The organism is Streptomyces sp. enrichment culture (assembly GCF_964273145.1).
Taxonomy (GTDB): Bacteria; Actinomycetota; Actinomycetes; order Streptomycetales; family Streptomycetaceae; genus Streptomyces.
In genome coordinates, this window is record NZ_OZ186873.1 from 1,798,551 (window position 1) to 1,814,807 (window position 16,257).

A 16,257-nucleotide genomic window follows, 5' to 3' on the forward strand; every position below is an offset into this window, starting at 1 on the left:
CCCTTCAGCCACGATTTTCTAGCGTGGTCGGCATGACAGCCATCGCAGCGCAGACGGCCGCGGGCAGCGGAGCCGCACCGCAGTGGATCAACGACCTCATGGACGCGCTGGGCGCGCCGGGCGCCGGTATCGCCATCGCCCTGGAGAACCTGTTCCCGCCCCTGCCGAGTGAGGTGATCCTGCCGCTCGCCGGGTTCGCGGCGAGTTCCGGCCGCATGGACCTGCCGGCCGTCCTGCTGTGGACGACGGCGGGTTCGGTGATCGGCGCGCTCGCCCTGTACGGGATCGGGGCGCTGCTGGGCCGCGACCGGACGGTGGCGATGGCGGGGCGGCTGCCTCTGGTGAAGGTGGCGGACATAGAGAGGACGGAGGCGTGGTTCCTCCGGCACGGCACCAAGGCGGTGTTCTTCGGCCGGATGATCCCGATCTTCCGGAGCCTGATCTCCGTGCCGGCCGGTGTCGAGCGGATGCGGCTGCCCGTCTTCCTGGCCCTGACCACGCTCGGCAGCGCGCTGTGGAACACCGCGTTCGTGCTCGCCGGGTACGCGCTGGGGGACAACTGGTCCCAGGTCACGCGGGTGGTCTCCGCGTACTCGAAGGTGGTCCTCGTGGGCGCCGTCCTCGCGGTGCTGGCGTTCGTCTGCCTGCGCCTGCTGCGGCCGGGGGCCGGCCGGCGCAGGCGGGGCGGGCGCGGGGGACCCGAGGACGGGCCGCCCGCCGAGGACGCCGTCGATCCGGCGGAGGTCACCCGGCCGGGCGGGCCGCCCGCAGGAACTCGCGCAGGATCCGCTCCCCGGCCAGGACCCCCCGCTCGGGCACGGCGCTGACCGCCGGTGCCGTCCAGCCGGTGTCGGCCAGTTCGCCGTGGCCGGGGCGCCAGCCCCGGTCCGCCGCGAGCAGCAGGTCGGCGTCGAGGAGGGAGTCGCCGGCCGCGAGGGTGAGATCGGCGCCGGTGCGGCGGGCGACCTCCCGCACGGCGGCGCTCTTGGTGAGCGGCTTGGGGACGGCGTAGACCTTGCGGCCCTGGAGGGAGACGGTCCAGCCGCGGTTCTCGGCCCACACGGCGAGCTCCTTCACCCAGTCCGGCGGCAGCAGGTCGCGTTCGACCACGAGGTAGGCGAAGAGGTCCTCGGCGATCCGGTGCTTGCGCACCCACAGCGGGTCGGCGGCGGAGACGAGGTGCTCGCGCACCTCGGCCAGCGGAACGCACTCGTCGGCCAGGCGCGCCCTCACCCGCGCGTGCCAGTCGGCGTCGGCGACACCGTCCACCAGGAGGTGGCCGCCGTTGGCGCAGATCGCGTACTTCGGCGGAGGGCCGGGCAGGGCGATGCGCCGGTACTGCTCGCGCGTGCGGGTGGTGGCGGGGACGAAGACGGCCGTGTCGGCGAGTTCGGTCAGGAGCCGGGCGGCGGTCTCGGTCAGGTACGACAGCGGTTTGCCGTCGTACACCTCCACGCACAGCAGCCGGGGCGCCCGCGCGTCGGGCACGGTCAGGGCCAGGGCGGCGGAGGAGTAGATCAGCGTGCGGTCGAGGTCGCTGGCGACGAGTACCGGCATCAGACGGCCACCGCCTTCCCGTCGGCGCCCGTCGCGCCGCGCGTGTACCGCGGGTGGATGAGTCCGATGCAGGTGTAGGGCAGGTCGGCGACCTCCTCCACGGGCACGCCCCGCTGCTCGGCGAGGAGCCGGACGTGGTCCAGGTCGCGGCCGGCGCCCGCGCGCGCGAGCACCTTCCACGGCACCCGGCGCAGCAGCACCCGGGTGGTCTCGCCGACGCCGGGCTTGATCAGGTTCACGTCGTGGATGCCGTACTCCTCGCTGATGCGCTCCACCGCGGCCCAGCCCGCCCAGGTGGGTTCCCGGTCGGCGGACAGCAGTTCCTTGGCGCGGGCGTCGACCGTGTCGACGACCTCGCCGAAGCACGCGGAGACGGCGTCGAGGAAGGCCGCCGACACGTCGGATCCGGAGAGTTCGCGGTAGTACTTCGCCCCGTGGAAGTCGTGCGGACCGACGAGGTCGGCGCGGAGCACGGTGCGGGATATCAGGCCGGAGACGGTGGAGTTGAGGCACGCGGAGGGGATGAGGAAGTCCTCGCGGGTGCCGTAGGTGCGCACGCAGGAACCGGGGTCGGCCAGGACGGCGATCTCGGGATCGAATCCGGTGATGCCGTCGGATTCCTCGAATTCCCGTACCGCGTCGGCGAGTTCGCGGGTGATGGCGCCCTTGCCGGTCCAGCCGTCGACGAAGACGACGTCGCGGGGGTCGTGGTGGGCGGCCAGCCAGCGCAGCGCGTTGGCGTCGATGCCGCGGCCCCGCACGATCGACACGGCGTAGTGCGGCAGGTCCAGGCCGTACCGGAAGCGGGCCCAGCGGCGCATGAGGATGCCGACGGGCGTGCCGGCGCGGGCCAGGGAGACCAGGACGGGACGGGTGGACCGCTCGGTGAGCACGATCTCGGTGACGGTGCCGACGGCCTGCGCGAGCCGGGCGGCGGACGCCCGCAGCGCCGCGTGGAACAGCTCCTGGTACCGCTCGCTGGGCTGGTACTCCACCGGCAGGGACTCCGCGTAGTGCGCGCCGCCGCGCTGGATCGCCTCCTCGCGTTCCTCGGTGGGCGCCTCCAGGGTCACGTCCGAGAGGTCCCGGAGCAGCCAGCCGACCTCGTCGGGCGCGTACGAGGAGAAGGCGGGGCCGCGGAGGGGGTCGGGCAGCATGGTGGGCCTTTCGGGCGCGTGCGGGGACTCGTCGCGGGAGTGGCCGTACGGGTCGCGCGGGGGAACGCCCGCGGGGACGTACGAGGGGACGACCGCGAGACGGACGTGCGGGACGTGGACGGCGAGCTGGGCCAGCAGGCCGCCCGGCGCGTGCAGCGCGGGCGTGTCGGCGGCCGAGTCGACGACGGCGACGACGGCGTCGAAGCCGGCGCCCGCCACGTTGTAGGCGTAGCGCTCGCCGGGGCCGTCGGCGGGGTCGTCGTGCGCGGGGAAGACCAGGCGGGTGCGTATCGCGTAGCCGGGGTCGTCGACGGCGAGGACGGGCGAGCGGGTGGTGGTGGAGTAGCGCACCTCGGCGCCGACGATCTGCTCCAGCTCGCGGGCGAGCCGCAGCGGCGCGTACATCAGCTCCTCGCAGCCGAGGACGAGGACCCGGCGGGCGCCGTCGGGCAGCGCCTCGGCGACGCGGGCGGCCATGGCGGGCAGGGCGCTCTCCAGCCGCGCCCGGTGGGCGGGCGTGAACCCGTGCCGTCCGCCGTCGGGCAGCCCGCGGGGCCAGCACAGGTCGACGCGGGGGACGGGCCCGGCCGGCGCGGGCGTGCCGGCGGCCGGTTCCCTCTCGTGCCGGGCCACCAGCTCCTGTCCCCTCGCCAGCACGTCGGCGGGCAGGCGGACCGTGCCGCGGGCGCGGGTCACCAGGTCGATCCGGGCGCCGATCCCGCGGGCGAAGTCGTCCAGGCGGTCGGCGTCGGCGGGCGAGCGCATGTCCACCAGGGCCACCACGACGTACCGCTCGCGGGGGTGGCGCTCGTGCAGGGCGCGGATGGTGTTGAGCACCGTGTTGCCCGTGGAGAACTCGTCGTCGACCAGGACCAGCGGTCCGTCGCCGGCCAGCAGCGCCGGGTCCTCGGGCAGCAGCAGGTGGGAGGTGGCGTGGGAGTGGGACTCCTCGAAGCCGCCCGCGCGGGCGACCCCGGCGACCGGGCGGCGGGTGGAGTGCAGGCAGGGGGCGCCGCCCAGGCCGTCGGCGACCGAGTGGCCGAGGCCGGTGGCGGTTTCCGCGTAGCCGAGGACGACGGCCGCGCCGGCCTCCTCCTCGCCCAGCAGGTCGCGCACCCGCCGGCCGAGGGCGAAGCCGCAGCCGTACACCACGGACGGGGACTGCGGGACGTGCTTGCCGAGCACGTTCGACACGAGCAGGTGGGCGCGCTTGGGGTTGCGGCGCAGCGCGAGCCCGAGCAGGTCGGTGAGCCCCTCGTCGCCGGCCAGCTCCACGCCGAGCCGCTCGGCGACCCAGCTGCCGGACCACACCCCGGCGCGCTCCCCCTCGTCCATGCCCTCGTCTCCCCTGTCGTCCACTGCGTCGTTCATGGATTCCCCGTGTCAGTCGGACAGGCCCGCGGCGAGCAGCTCGACGAAGCCGATGTCCTCGTTGGCCACGCCGAACACCTCGGCGCGCAGCAGCGTCCGCTCCGCCCAGGCGCGGTGCGGCTTCACCTCGTTCATCTTGTTGGTGTACGCCGACCTCAGTACGCCTCCGCCGCAGCGCTCGGGGCGGAGGATGTCCTGGGCGTCGCTGAACTCCTCGTGGCTGACCACGGACAGCGCGTGCACCGGCAGCACGTGGGAGGGGTGGATGCAGGTCTTGCCCAGCAGGCCGTTGGCCTGGTCCAGGGAGATCTCCCGCAGCAGGCCGTCCATGGCGTGCTCGATCAGCCGGGTGCGCAGGTCGGCGGCCTGCACCTGGAGGAAGGGACTCTGCCGCAGCTGCGGTTTGAACATGCGCTCCTGGACCCGGAAGTACTCCCACACCGGTCCGGTGACGGTGAAGCCGGTGCCGTCGGCCCGGCCGAGCATGTTCACCACGTCGGCGATCACGGAGGCGACGACCTGCACATCGTAGGCCGTCATGTCGGGGCCCCTGCGCAGTCCGTAGGAGGAGCAGAAATCGGTCACGCCCAGGCGCAGCGCGAGGACGCGGTCGCGGTACTTGTCCACCGCGCGGAAGATGCCCTCCAGGGTCTGCACGCGCGACTCCCGGTACAGCAGCTCCGGCGACTCCAGCACCGGCATGGCGAACAGCCGCCTCCCGCACTCCGCCTCCGCGGCGGAGAGGGCCTCCAGGAAGGGCAGGCCGCGTTCCGCGGTGAACTTCGGCAGGACGAAACCGGACAGCGCCCGCACGGCCGGGCCGAGGCGGCGCACGAGGTCGGGTATCTGCTCGGGGGTGCGGACCCGGACGAACAGCAGCGGCAGGTCGGTCCCGGGGCGGCCGGCGAGATCGGTGAGCTGCCGTACGAGGTTCTCCTCGCCGGCCGGCACGTCCGCGTCGTCGATCGAGTCCTCCAGGCACAGCACCATCGAGACCACGCCGCGCGCCGCCTGTTTGAGGATGTCGTCGGCGAGGCGCGGCCGGGTGGCCGGGCTGTACAGGGTGGCGCCCAGGGCGGCGGAGAGCAGCCGGGCCGGGGAGTCCGCGCCGAACTCGCACGGCTCCTGGTGGAAGAGGCGCTTCCGCACCTCAGGGGCGATCTGCCCGAAATGACGCATACAAGCTCCTCCGCGGGATCCGAGCGACCCGTGGACTGTCCGAAGGTGGCCGGTAATAGTACGTAGAGATTCATGGCCGGGGTTCCCGCCCGGTGTGAATATCAGGTGTCCCGGTCGTGTCGGCGACACCGGTGGCACGGCCCGGGTACCCGCCCCGCATTGTCGTGACCAGGACCGAGGGGGCAGGATGACGGCATGACGCACGCCATGCTGAAGGGGTCGAACGTCCCGCTGGAAGCCACGACGGTACGCGCCGTCCTGCGCTGGACGTCCGGGCAGGGGGTCCCGGACGTCGACGCCTCCGCGCTGCTCCTCGGCCCCGACGACCGCGTGCGCGACGACGAGGACTTCGTCTTCTACAACCAGCCCCGGCACCCCTCCGGGAAGGTCTGGCGGCTCGGCAAGAAGCGCGTCGCCGAGGACCTCACCGACACGATCCAGACGGACCTGGCCGGTGTCGAGCCCGGCGTGCGGCGGATCCTGCTGGTCGCGTCGGCGGACGGCGTCGCCTTCGACCGGGTCCGGGACCTGCGCGTCCTGCTGTACGACGCGGCGGCCGCCGACGCCGAGCCCCTCGCGTACTTCGACGTCACGCCGGAGACGGGCGCCGAGACCGCGCTGATCTGCGGGGAGCTGTACCGGCGCGGGGACGGCTGGAAGTTCCGGGCCCTGGGCGAGGGCTACTCCAACGGGCTGGAGGGGCTGGCGACCGATTTCGGCATCTCGGTGGACGAGTCGCAGGCGGCCCAGGAGCCCCCGGCGGCGGACCCGGCGGCGGACCCGCCGGCACCGGCCGGCACCGCGGACCCCCAGGCCTTCGCGTCCCATCCCGCGGAGACCCAGGCGGCCGCGCCCCAGGCGGCGCCGCCCACGGTCCCCCTGTCGGGCACCGCTCCCGCCCGGCCCGTCCCGGAGGCGCCCCGCCCGCTGCCCCCGGAACAGCCGCCCGCCGTGCCCGCTCAGCCGGCGTACGGCTACCCGCAGCAGCCCGCGACGGCCTCACCGCCCTACGGCTCTCCGCACCCGGCCGCCCCGCCCGCGTACGGCTATCCGCAGGCGCCCGCCGCCCCGGCCGCCACCGGCGCGCCGTCGGGCTACGGCTATCCGCCCCCGTCCGCCCCGGTGCCGGACCCGGACTTCCGGCTGCCGCCGCAGGGGCCGCAGTTCATCGGGCGCTAGGGGGGCGGCAGGCCCGGCCTGCCGCCCCGGCTCAGCGTTCCGCCTTCGTCTTGTAGCCCCGCCCCCACTGGAGCCCCCACCCGTACAGCCGGTCCAGCTCCCCCTGGAAGCCGTACACGAACTTCACCTCGCGGCGGACGACGATCTCGCCCTTGACGTTCTCGATCATCACGACCGCGCAGGAGCGGGCCTGCGGCTGCCGTTCGTCGATCCCTATCTCGATGCGGGGGCCGTTGCTCGGGTAGAGCGTGACGATGGCGTGCGTACGGTCGAAGGCGGGCGTCTGGTCGTAGATGTAGGCGAAGACGAGGAGCCGTTTGATGGCGTCCCGGTGGTCGAGGTTGACGTAGATGGTCTCGCCGGACGCCGAGCCGAACCGGTCGTCGCCGCTGAGTTTGACGTACGGCGGGGCGTTGACGTCGCCGAGGTAGCCGCCGAGCGGCTGGACGACGCCCTTGGTGCCGTCCTGGAGCTCGTACAGGCAGCCGAGGTCGAGGTCGACGTTGACCATGCTCTGGCTGTGCCCGAGGACCTCCGGGGGCTTGAGCGCCTTGAGGGGATGGCGCAGCAGGCTCTCCCGCCGGGAGCCGGCGATGTCGGAGGTCCGCATCCGCCAGGCCAGGTTGATGCGCAGATGGCCGGTGGCCGCGCCCTGTTTGGTCAGGGAGACCTGGCCGTTTCGCTTGGTCAGTTCGATGGCGCTGCCGGCCGCGCCGCCCGAGTCGAACTCGGCCCCGCGACCGCGCCACAGCCCGTCCAAGAAACCCATTCCCGCCCCACCTTCGTTCGTCGGACGGCGGGCCGTCCGGCCCGCGCGCACTGCAGGGGCCCGCGGGGGCGGCACGGCACCCCCGCGGCCCCGGACGCCGACGGGGCGGCCCCGAGGAGTCGTCCTCGTCGGCCGCCCCGCTCAGAGCGTTCCTCACCCGGGCGCGGTTCACACCGGCGGCCGTGGCGCACCGGAGGCGAACCGCCCCGGGGACGCGGTCTCACACCCCGGAGGAGACCTCCGCCTTGTCGCCGGAGCCACCGCCCGCCTCGGCCGCCGCGATCGCGCGGTTGCGGCGTACGGAGGACCAGAAGGAGGCGGCGATCAGGAGCACGCCGATCATGCCGGTGATGATCTCGTGGATCTCGTACCGGATGGTGACCAGAAGCAGCACGGCCAGGGCGCCGATGGCGTAGTGGGCGCCGTGCTCCAGGTAGACGTACTCGTCCAGGGTGCCCTGGCGGACCAGGTAGACGGTGAGCGAGCGGACGTACATGGCGCCGATGCCCAGGCCCAGGGCCATCAGGACGATGTCGTTGGTGATGGCGAAGGCGCCGATCACCCCGTCGAAGGAGAAGGAGGCGTCCAGGACCTCCAGGTAGAGGAACATGAAGAACGCGGCCTTGCCGGCCAGGGCGACGGCCGACTTGGGCTTGCCGGTGCGGGCGGCCTCCTCCTCCGCCTCGTGCTCGCGTTCCTCCTCCTCCTCGAGCTTGTCCTCGAAGAAGCCGGACAGACCGCCGACGATCATGTAGGTGATCAGGCCGGCGATGCCGGACAGCAGCACCGTCTCGGCCTTGTCGACGTGGGCGCCGCCGTGCTGGTGGGCGTGGGTGGCGAAGGTCATCGCGGAGATCAGCAGCACGATCAGGGCGATGCACACCGACAGCATGTCGACCCGGCCCAGCTTGGCCAGCGGGCGCTCGATCCAGGTGAGCCACTTGATGTCCCGGTCCTCGAAGATGAAGTCCAGGAAGATCATCAGCAGGAACATGCCGCCGAAGGCGGCGATCGCCGGGTGGGCGTCGGTGACCAGTTCCTGGTAGCGGTCCTTGTCCGTGAGCGCGAGGTCGACGGCCTCGATCGGCCCGAGCTGGGCGCTGACCGCGACGATGACGACGGGGAAGACCAGCCGCATGCCGAAGACGGCGATCAGGATGCCGATGGTGAGGAAGATCTTCTGCCAGAAGGCACTCATCTTCTTCAGGATCCCGGCGTTGACGACCGCGTTGTCGAAGGAGAGCGAGATCTCCAGGACGGAGAGGATCGCCACGACGCCGAAGGCGGTCCACCCCCCGTACAAGACCGCCGCGACAAGGCCGAGCGCGGTGACCGCGAACGACCAGCCGAAGGTTTTCAGAACCACTGGCTACCCAATCCCTTGTGTACGGGCCTACAGGCCTAGGGGCCTCCCCCGCGCCGTACCCGGCTTTACGAAACGTTGACTCCGAAGTCTAGAGCGATACCTCGCAGGCCGGACGCGTACCCCTGTCCCACGGCTCGGAACTTCCACTCGCCCCGGTGGCGGTAGAGCTCGCCGAAAATCATCGCGGTCTCGGTGGAGGCGTCCTCGCTCAGGTCGTAGCGGGCGAGTTCCAGGCCGTCGGCCCGGTTGACGACCCGGATGAAGGCGTTGGCGACCTGTCCGAAGGTCTGCCCGCGCTCGTCGGCCAGGTGGATGGAGACCGGGAAGACGATCCTGTCGCACCGGTCGGGCACCCGGGACAGGTCGACCAGGATCGACTCGTCGTCGCCCTCGCCCTCGCCGGTGAGGTTGTCGCCGGTGTGCTCGACGGAGCCGTCCGGGCTGGTGAGCTGGTTGTAGAAGACGAACCATTCGTCGCCGAGCACCCGGCCGCCGCCGCACACCAGCGCGCTGGCGTCGAGGTCGAAGGGGGCTCCGGTAGTGGAGCGCGCGTCCCAGCCGAGTCCGACCATCACCTGCGTGAGGTCCGGCGCGGCCTTGGACAGGGAGACGTTGCCTCCCTTGGCAAGCGTGACGCCCATGTCTGTGGTCCCTCCCCGTGCGGTGGTTCCTGGTTTCCTGCGCGTCCGGCGCCGCACGCAAACGTGCGGCGCCGGAGGGTACGGGCGGGCAGGCGGACGTCAGACGTTGACGCCGAAGTCCTGGGCGATGCCCCGCAGGCCGGAGGCGTAGCCCTGGCCGATGGCGCGGAACTTCCACTCGGTGCCGTGGCGGTACAGCTCGCCGAAGACCATGGCGGTCTCGGTGGAGGCGTCCTCGCTCAGGTCGTAGCGGGCGATCTCGGCGCCGCCCGCCTGGTTCACCACGCGGATGAAGGCGTTGCGGACCTGGCCGAAGGACTGCTGGCGGTTGTCGGCGTCGTAGATCGAGACCGGGAAGACGATCTTCTCGACGTCCGCCGGGACCGCCGCGAGGTTCACCTTGATCTGCTCGTCGTCGCCCTCGCCCTCGCCGGTGAGGTTGTCACCGGTGTGCTCGACGGAGCCGTCCGGGCTCTTGAGGTTGTTGAAGAAGACGAAGTGCTGGTCGCTGGCGACCTTGCCGGCGCTGTTCAGCAGCAGCGCGCTGGCGTCGAGGTCGAAGTCGGTGCCGGTCGTGGTGCGGACGTCCCACCCCAGACCGACGATGACCGCGGTCAGGCCCGGAGCCTCCTTGGTCAGCGATACGTTGCCGCCCTTGCTGAGGCTGACTCCCACGAGTCCTCCCTAGGTTTCCGGGGCGGGAAGCCCCTGAGTTGCGTCGAATGCCGGATCAACGACTCGATCCTAGTGACGGGTTCCCGCCCCCGCAGACCCTGCGGCCGGGGGTCACAGGGTGTCGAGCGCCTTCACGTACTCGTTCAGGTCACGGGCGTCCGGCAGAGCGTTGACCACGGTCCAGCGCACGACGCCCTCCTTGTCGATGACGAAGGTGCCGCGGACGGCGCAGCCCTTGTCCTCGTCGAAGACGCCGTAGGCGCGCGAGACGTCGCCGTGCGGCCAGAAGTCGCTGAGCAGCGGGTACTCCAGCCCCTCCTGCTCGGCGAAGACGCGCAGGGTGTGGATGGAGTCGTTGGAGACGGCGAGCACCTGGGTGTCGCGGTCGGAGAACTGCGGCAGGTTGTCCCGCACCTCGCACAGCTCGCCCGTGCACACACCGGTGAAGGCGAAGGGGTAGAAGAGCAGCACCACGTTCTTGCGGCCGCGGAAGTCGGACAGCCTCACGGTGGCGCCGTGGTTGTCCTTGAGCTCGAAGTCGGGGGCCTTTTCGCCAACCTGGATGGCCATGGTCCTGTTGATCCCTTCGTCGGGGCCGTTCGCTGGGAACACCCTACGCAGGGACCGTCACCGGCCTGCGGACGGGCCGACCGTCGTCGGCCCGTCCGGTACCGGACGGACGGCGGCGGGACTACCGCTTGGACTTGGCGGCCTTCGGGGTCGCCAGCCGGCTGCCGCTCCAGTCCTTGCCGACGCTGACGCTCTTGGACGCCGTCAGCCCCGCCGTGGTCGCGGCTTCCGAGATGTCGCTCGGCTCCACGTAGCCCGCACGGCCGGTCTTCGGCGTGAAGAGCAGGATCGCCCCGCCCTCCTCGATGTACGTGGTGGCATCCACCAGCGCATCCGCCAGGTCGCCGTCGTCATCACGGAACCACAGCACAACGGCGTCGGCCACGTCGTCGTAGTCCTCGTCCATCAGGTCGCCCTCGATGGCTTCCTCGATGGCTTCACGGAGCTCCTGGTCCACGTCGTCGTCGTAGCCGATCTCCTGGACCACCTGCCCGGGCTGGAACCCCAGCCTGGCGGCAGGGTTCGTCCGCTCCTCCGCGTGGTCCGCGGTCGCGCTCACGGGTTGCCTCCTGATCATGTCTTGGTATGGGGGGTACCCCCTGCTCGTCCGGAGCTCGGGGGAATCTCAGCCACGCGCGTGCGCGAAGCATTGGCCGTAGTCCACACGGGCGGGACGGATCGCGCAAGTACCCGGCCGTCCAGACCGCCGAAACGGTGACGATCCTGGCCGTGTCGCCGCAACCTCAGGCACACCGTCACGGACAGAGGTGACACACACCACACACTTCTGCCCTTTTTGCACTGTTGGGAACCATCCGTGGGTACGGGTTCCGAATGAGTGTGCCATGCCGGGCGGACCTCGTCGGTTACCCCTCGGTAGAGATGACGCGCGCCTTCCCGAGGTACACGATGGGGACCGGCGCAGGCACACCGGACAGTGGCCCTCCGACAGGTAAGGAACAGTGTGGCTTCCGCATCCGATCGCAGCCCGATCATCATTGGCGGCCTTCCGAGCCAGGTCCCCGACTTCGACCCCGAGGAAACCCAGGAGTGGCTCGACTCCCTCGACGCGGCCGTGGACGAGCGGGGGCGGGAGAGGGCCCGGTACCTGATGCTGCGGCTGATCGAGCAGGCCCGCGCCAGGCGCGTGGCCGTGCCCGAGATGCGCAGCACGGACTACGTCAACACCATCGCCACCAAGGACGAGCCGTTCTTCCCCGGCGACGAGGAGATCGAGCGCAGGATCCTCAACGCCACCCGCTGGAACGCGGCGGTGATGGTCTCGCGCGCGCAGCGGCCCGGCATCGGGGTCGGCGGCCACATCGCCACCTTCGCCTCCTCCGCCTCCCTCTACGACGTCGGCTTCAACCACTTCTTCCGCGGCAAGGACGGGGGCGACGGCGGCGACCAGATCTTCTTCCAGGGCCACGCCTCACCGGGCATCTACGCCCGCGCGTACCTGCTGGACCGGCTCACCGAACGGCACCTGGACGGCTTCCGCCAGGAGAAGTCGAAGGCCCCCCACGCGCTCTCCTCGTACCCGCACCCGCGCTCCATGCCGGACTTCTGGGAGTTCCCCACCGTCTCGATGGGCCTCGGCCCGATCGGCGCGATCTACCAGGCGCGCATGAACCGCTACCTGCAGGCGCGCGGGATCGCGGACACCTCGAAGTCGCGCGTGTGGGCGTTCCTGGGCGACGGCGAGATGGACGAGCCGGAGTCGCTCGGCCAGCTCACGCTCGCCGCCCGCGAGGGCCTGGACAACCTGACCTTCGTCGTCAACTGCAACCTGCAGCGGCTCGACGGCCCGGTACGCGGCAACGGCAAGATCATCCAGGAGCTGGAGTCGGTCTTCCGGGGCGCCGGCTGGAACGTGATCAAGCTGATCTGGGACCGCTCCTGGGACCCGCTGCTCGCCCGGGACCGCGACGGCACCCTGGTCAACAAGATGAACACGACGCCGGACGGCCAGTTCCAGACGTACGCCACCGAGTCCGGCGCCTACATCCGCGACCACTTCTTCGGCGACGACCACCGGCTGCGCGCGATGGTCGAGAACATGACCGACGACCAGATCCTCCACCTGGGCCGCGGCGGTCACGACCACCGGAAGATCTACGCGGCGTACAAGGCCGCGGTCGAGCACAAGGGCCAGCCGACGGTCATCCTCGCCAAGACGGTCAAGGGCTGGACGCTCGGCCCGAACTTCGAGGGCCGCAACGCCACCCACCAGATGAAGAAGCTGACGGTCGACGACCTCAAGCGCTTCCGCGACCGCCTGCACCTGCCGATCCCCGACAAGGAACTGGAATCCGGCCTGCCGCCGTACTACCACCCGGGCCGGGACTCGGAGGAGATCCAGTACATGCACGACCGCCGCCGCTCGCTCGGCGGTTACGTCCCCACCCGCGTCGTCCGCTCCAAGCCCCTGCCCCTGCCGGACGACCGGACGTACGCGACCGTGAAGAAAGGCTCGGGCCAGCAGTCCATCGCCACCACGATGGCCTTCGTCCGCCTCCTCAAGGACCTCATGCGGGACAAGGAGATCGGCAGGCGCTTCGTCCTCATCGCCCCCGACGAGTACCGCACCTTCGGCATGGACTCGTTCTTCCCGAGCGCGAAGATCTACAACCCGCTGGGCCAGCAGTACGAGGCGGTGGACCGTGACCTCCTCCTCTCCTACAAGGAGGCGCCGAACGGCCAGATGCTGCACGACGGCATCTCGGAGGCGGGCTGCACGGCCTCCCTCATCGCCGCGGGCTCGGCCTACGCGACCCACGGCGAGCCGCTGATCCCGGTGTACGTCTTCTACTCGATGTTCGGCTTCCAGCGCACCGGCGACCAGTTCTGGCAGATGGCCGACCAGCTGGCCCGCGGCTTCGTCCTGGGCGCGACCGCGGGCCGCACCACCCTCACCGGTGAGGGCCTCCAGCACGCCGACGGCCACTCCCAGCTCCTGGCCTCCACGAACCCCGCGTGCGTGGCGTACGACCCGGCCTTCGGCTTCGAGATCGCGCACATCGTCGAGGACGGCCTGCGCCGCATGTACGGCAGCTCCCCGGAGCACCCGCACGGCGAGGACGTCTTCTACTACCTCACCGTCTACAACGAGCCCGTCCGGCACCCGGCCGAGCCGGAGAACGTGGACGTGGAGGGCATCCTCAAGGGCGTCCACCGCTTCAGCGAGGGCGCCTCCGGCGCGATCCCGGCGCAGATCATGGCATCCGGCGTCGCGCTCCCCTGGGCCCTGGAGGCCCAGGGGATCCTCGCCGAGGAGTGGAACGTGCGGGCCGACGTCTGGTCGGTGACCTCCTGGAACGAGCTGCGGCGCGAGGCGGTGACCTGCGAGGAGCACAACCTGCTGCACCCGGAGGAGGAGCAGCGGGTGCCGTACGTGACCCGGAAGCTCAGCGGTGCCCAGGGCCCGTTCGTGGCCGTCTCCGACTGGATGCGGTCGGTGCCGGACCAGATCGCGCGCTGGGTCCCGGGCCGGTACCAGTCCCTCGGCGCGGACGGCTTCGGCTTCGCCGACACCCGGGGCGCGGCCCGCCGCTTCTTCCACATCGACGCCCAGTCGATCGTGGTGGCGGTCCTCACCGAACTGGCCCACGAGGGCCGGGTCGACCGCTCCGCCCTGAAGCAGGCCATCGACCGCTACCGGATCCTGGACGTGACGGCGGCCGATCCCGGCGCGGCCGGCGGCGACGCGTAGGGGCGGGGCGGTGGGCGGCCCCCACCGCCCTCCCCGTTCCCCGGCGCCCGGACTCCTCACGACGCGGGGCGTGGAACCGGGCCCCGGGGAACGGACGGCGCGGGAACGCCGGCGGACGGGGGCGATCCGGGCACTGGCGGAAGAGGTGCGGGGGCCGCGGGTCCCGCGTCCGAGCCGGAAGGCTGCCTGCGCGCTGCCCCCCTCCGGCAGCGCGCCGCAGCCCTGACGCCCCCCATGTCCTGCGGAGGGCTTGACCCACTGTGACCTGCGACGCCCCTCGGAGGGGAGGGTTCGCTCGTGTTGTCACCCTGATGGGCGAACCGGGTCCGGCCCCGGAACCCGTCGACCGGCGAGCCGTCAGATGTGTCCCACGCCCGCGCCGGCCTGCGCGTTCTCCCCCCGCTTGGTGAGCAGCGCGACCAGCACCGCCGCCACGGCGACCCCGGCGGCGACGAGCGACGCCAGGCTCATGCCGGAGACGAACGTGTCGTGCGCGACCTGCGTGATCTTGGCCGCGACCGGCTCCGGCGTGCCCTCCGGCACCGGCGCGACGCCCTGCTGCACCGCCTGCGCCGTCAGGTCGAGTTGGGCGGGGCTCAGTTCCGGCAGTCCCGCCCGCGCCCAGTTGCCCGGCAGGTCGTTGTCGACCTTGGAGGCCATCACCGCGCCCAGCACCGCCGTACCGAGGCTGCCGCCGATCTGCATCGCCGCCTGCTGGAGACCGCCGGCCACGCCGGACAGCTCCATCGGAGCGTTGCCGACGATGACCTCCGTGGCACCGACCATGACCGGCGCCAGGCCGAGGCCCAGCACGGCGAACCACAGCGACATGACGCCGCTGCCCGTCTCCTTCTCCAGGGTGGACATGCCGTACATGGCGATCGCGGTCAGCGCCATGCCGGCGACCAGCGGGACGCGGGGACCGACCTTGGTGATCAGCGCTCCCGCCAGCGGGGAGCCGACGATCATCATGCCGGTGAGCGGCAGCAGGTGCAGACCGGCGTCGACCGGGCTCATGCCGTGCACGTTCTGCAGGTAGAAGGTGACGAAGAACAGGCCGCCCATGAAGGCGATGGCCATCAGCACCATCAGCGCGACGCCCGCCGACAGCGGTACGGACCGGAACAGCGCCAGCGGGATCAGCGGCTCCCGCACCCTCGCCTCCCAGGCGGCGAAGAGCGCGAAGCCCACGACGGAGGCCGCGATGAACGTCCACGTGGAACCGTCGCCCCAGCCCCACTCCGGGGCCTTGATCAGGGCCCAGACCAGGCAGAACATCGCCGCCGACAGCAGTGCGATGCCGAGGATGTCGAAGGAGCGCGGCGCGTTCTCGGCGCGGTGGTCGAGCAGGATCGCCACACCGAGGGCGACGGCGAGGACGCCGACCGGCACGTTGATGAAGAACACCGACTGCCAGTTGACGTGCTCGACCAGCACGCCGCCGAGGATCGGGCCGCCCGCGGTGGACGCGCCGATGACCATGCCCCAGATGCCGATGGCCATGTTGAGCTTCTCGGCGGGGAAGGTGGCCCGCAGCAGGCCGAGCGCGGCCGGCATGAGCAGCGCGCCGAACAGCCCCTGGAAGACGCGGAAGACGACGACCATCGCGATGCTGTCGGACAGCCCGATGGCCCCCGAGGCGGCGGCGAAGCCGACGACGCCGATGAGGAAGGTCTGCCGGTGGCCGAAGCGGTCACCGAGCTTGCCCGCGGTGATCAGGGAGACCGCCAGGGCGAGGAAGTAGGCGTTGGTGATCCACTGCAGCTCGGACCAGTTGGCGCCGAGGTCCTTGCCGATGGCGGGGTTGGCGATGGCCACGATGGTGCCGTCCAGGGCCACCATCATGACCCCGACGGCCACGGTGATGAGGGTGAACCACGGATGGCCGCGCAGGCCCTTGCCCGGCGCCCGGTCCGACGGGGCGGCCGGTGCCTTGTCCCCCGGCCCCGTCGCGTCGACGGTGGTCTGACTAGTCATACTTTCGAGGCTAGTGACAGTCACTGACAGTTGACAAACCAATTCACAAGTCGGTAACTGACAGGACACTCCGCTATAGCCTGAACTGGGAGAACGGTTCGTCG

General features: G+C 71.4%; 13 protein-coding genes. 3 read left to right on the forward strand and 10 right to left on the reverse strand.

Going from position 1 to position 16,257, the window contains the following annotated elements:
* Window positions 1-32: 32 nt before the first annotated feature.
* Window positions 33-827 (forward strand): DedA family protein, encoded by a 795-nt coding sequence (locus ACSU6Z_RS08190; protein ID WP_437044280.1) that lies wholly within the window; start codon window positions 33-35, stop codon window positions 825-827.
* On the opposite strand, the gene ACSU6Z_RS08195 is transcribed toward ACSU6Z_RS08190, so the two are convergent.
* The 3 genes from ACSU6Z_RS08195 to ACSU6Z_RS08205 are packed head-to-tail and all read right to left on the reverse strand — an operon-like array spanning window position 745 to window position 5,264.
* A complete protein-coding gene (locus ACSU6Z_RS08195; RefSeq protein WP_437044281.1) occupies window positions 745-1,557 on the reverse strand; it encodes an HAD family hydrolase in 813 nt (270 codons plus the stop codon). The genes ACSU6Z_RS08190 and ACSU6Z_RS08195 overlap by 83 nt on opposite strands.
* Window positions 1,557-4,085, reverse strand: a complete 2,529-nt coding sequence (locus ACSU6Z_RS08200) for a phosphoribosyltransferase (RefSeq protein WP_437044282.1) — start codon at window positions 4,083-4,085, stop codon at window positions 1,557-1,559. Before ACSU6Z_RS08200 ends, ACSU6Z_RS08195 begins: the two co-directional genes overlap by 1 nt.
* 12 nt (window positions 4,086-4,097) lie before the next feature.
* Window positions 4,098-5,264 carry an HpcH/HpaI aldolase/citrate lyase family protein gene (locus ACSU6Z_RS08205; RefSeq protein WP_437044283.1) on the reverse strand — a complete coding sequence of 389 codons (1,167 nt, stop codon included), beginning with the start codon at window positions 5,262-5,264 and terminating at the stop codon, window positions 4,098-4,100.
* A 195-nt stretch (window positions 5,265-5,459) separates the two neighbouring features.
* On the opposite strand from ACSU6Z_RS08205, the gene ACSU6Z_RS08210 reads away from it, so the two are divergent.
* On the forward strand, window positions 5,460-6,443 hold the full coding sequence (locus ACSU6Z_RS08210) for a TerD family protein (RefSeq protein ID WP_437044284.1): 984 nt from the start codon (window positions 5,460-5,462) through the stop codon (window positions 6,441-6,443).
* A 31-nt stretch (window positions 6,444-6,474) separates the two neighbouring features.
* On the opposite strand, the gene ACSU6Z_RS08215 is transcribed toward ACSU6Z_RS08210, so the two are convergent.
* The 6 genes from ACSU6Z_RS08215 to ACSU6Z_RS08240 form a co-directional block, all read right to left on the reverse strand.
* Window positions 6,475-7,212 (reverse strand): TerD family protein, encoded by a 738-nt coding sequence (locus ACSU6Z_RS08215; RefSeq protein ID WP_437044285.1) that lies wholly within the window; start codon window positions 7,210-7,212, stop codon window positions 6,475-6,477.
* 220 nt (window positions 7,213-7,432) lie between these two features.
* On the reverse strand, window positions 7,433-8,578 hold the full coding sequence (locus ACSU6Z_RS08220; protein ID WP_437044286.1) for a DUF475 domain-containing protein: 1,146 nt from the start codon (window positions 8,576-8,578) through the stop codon (window positions 7,433-7,435).
* Between the two features lie 65 nt (window positions 8,579-8,643).
* Complete coding sequence (locus tag ACSU6Z_RS08225; protein ID WP_437044287.1) at window positions 8,644-9,219, reverse strand: TerD family protein; 576 nt, start codon at window positions 9,217-9,219, stop codon at window positions 8,644-8,646.
* A gap of 99 nt (window positions 9,220-9,318) precedes the next feature.
* The gene (locus ACSU6Z_RS08230; RefSeq protein WP_437044288.1) at window positions 9,319-9,894 is read right to left on the reverse strand and encodes a calcium homeostasis/redox stress adaptation protein; all 576 of its coding nucleotides are present in this window, start codon (window positions 9,892-9,894) and stop codon (window positions 9,319-9,321) included.
* Between the two features lie 111 nt (window positions 9,895-10,005).
* Window positions 10,006-10,464, reverse strand: a complete 459-nt coding sequence (locus ACSU6Z_RS08235) for a peroxiredoxin (RefSeq protein WP_437044289.1) — start codon at window positions 10,462-10,464, stop codon at window positions 10,006-10,008.
* Window positions 10,465-10,585: 121 nt separating this feature from the next.
* Entirely contained in the window at window positions 10,586-11,023 is a 438-nt protein-coding gene (locus tag ACSU6Z_RS08240; protein ID WP_437044290.1) for a DUF3052 domain-containing protein, read from the reverse strand.
* A 405-nt stretch (window positions 11,024-11,428) separates the two neighbouring features.
* On the opposite strand from ACSU6Z_RS08240, the gene aceE reads away from it, so the two are divergent.
* A complete protein-coding gene (aceE, locus tag ACSU6Z_RS08245) occupies window positions 11,429-14,176 on the forward strand; it encodes a pyruvate dehydrogenase (acetyl-transferring), homodimeric type (protein WP_437044291.1) in 2,748 nt (915 codons plus the stop codon).
* A gap of 357 nt (window positions 14,177-14,533) precedes the next feature.
* Here the strand turns inward: aceE and ACSU6Z_RS08250 are convergent, their stop codons facing one another.
* A complete protein-coding gene (locus ACSU6Z_RS08250; protein WP_437044292.1) occupies window positions 14,534-16,153 on the reverse strand; it encodes an MFS transporter in 1,620 nt (539 codons plus the stop codon).
* Window positions 16,154-16,257 lie beyond the last annotated feature (104 nt).

Bases quoted from the DNA above. Each gene is read 5' to 3' on its own strand.
- ACSU6Z_RS08190 (WP_437044280.1), top strand. From the start codon at position 33: ATGACAGCCATCGCAGCGCAGACGGCCGCGGGCAGCGGAGCCGCACCG.
- ACSU6Z_RS08195 (WP_437044281.1), bottom strand. From the start codon at position 1,557: ATGCCGGTACTCGTCGCCAGCGACCTCGACCGCACGCTGATCTACTCC.
- ACSU6Z_RS08200 (WP_437044282.1), bottom strand. From the start codon at position 4,085: ATGAACGACGCAGTGGACGACAGGGGAGACGAGGGCATGGACGAGGGG.
- ACSU6Z_RS08205 (WP_437044283.1), bottom strand. From the start codon at position 5,264: ATGCGTCATTTCGGGCAGATCGCCCCTGAGGTGCGGAAGCGCCTCTTC.
- ACSU6Z_RS08210 (WP_437044284.1), top strand. From the start codon at position 5,460: ATGACGCACGCCATGCTGAAGGGGTCGAACGTCCCGCTGGAAGCCACG.
- ACSU6Z_RS08215 (WP_437044285.1), bottom strand. From the start codon at position 7,212: ATGGGTTTCTTGGACGGGCTGTGGCGCGGTCGCGGGGCCGAGTTCGAC.
- ACSU6Z_RS08225 (WP_437044287.1), bottom strand. From the start codon at position 9,219: ATGGGCGTCACGCTTGCCAAGGGAGGCAACGTCTCCCTGTCCAAGGCC.
- ACSU6Z_RS08235 (WP_437044289.1), bottom strand. From the start codon at position 10,464: ATGGCCATCCAGGTTGGCGAAAAGGCCCCCGACTTCGAGCTCAAGGAC.
- ACSU6Z_RS08250 (WP_437044292.1), bottom strand. From the start codon at position 16,153: ATGACTAGTCAGACCACCGTCGACGCGACGGGGCCGGGGGACAAGGCA.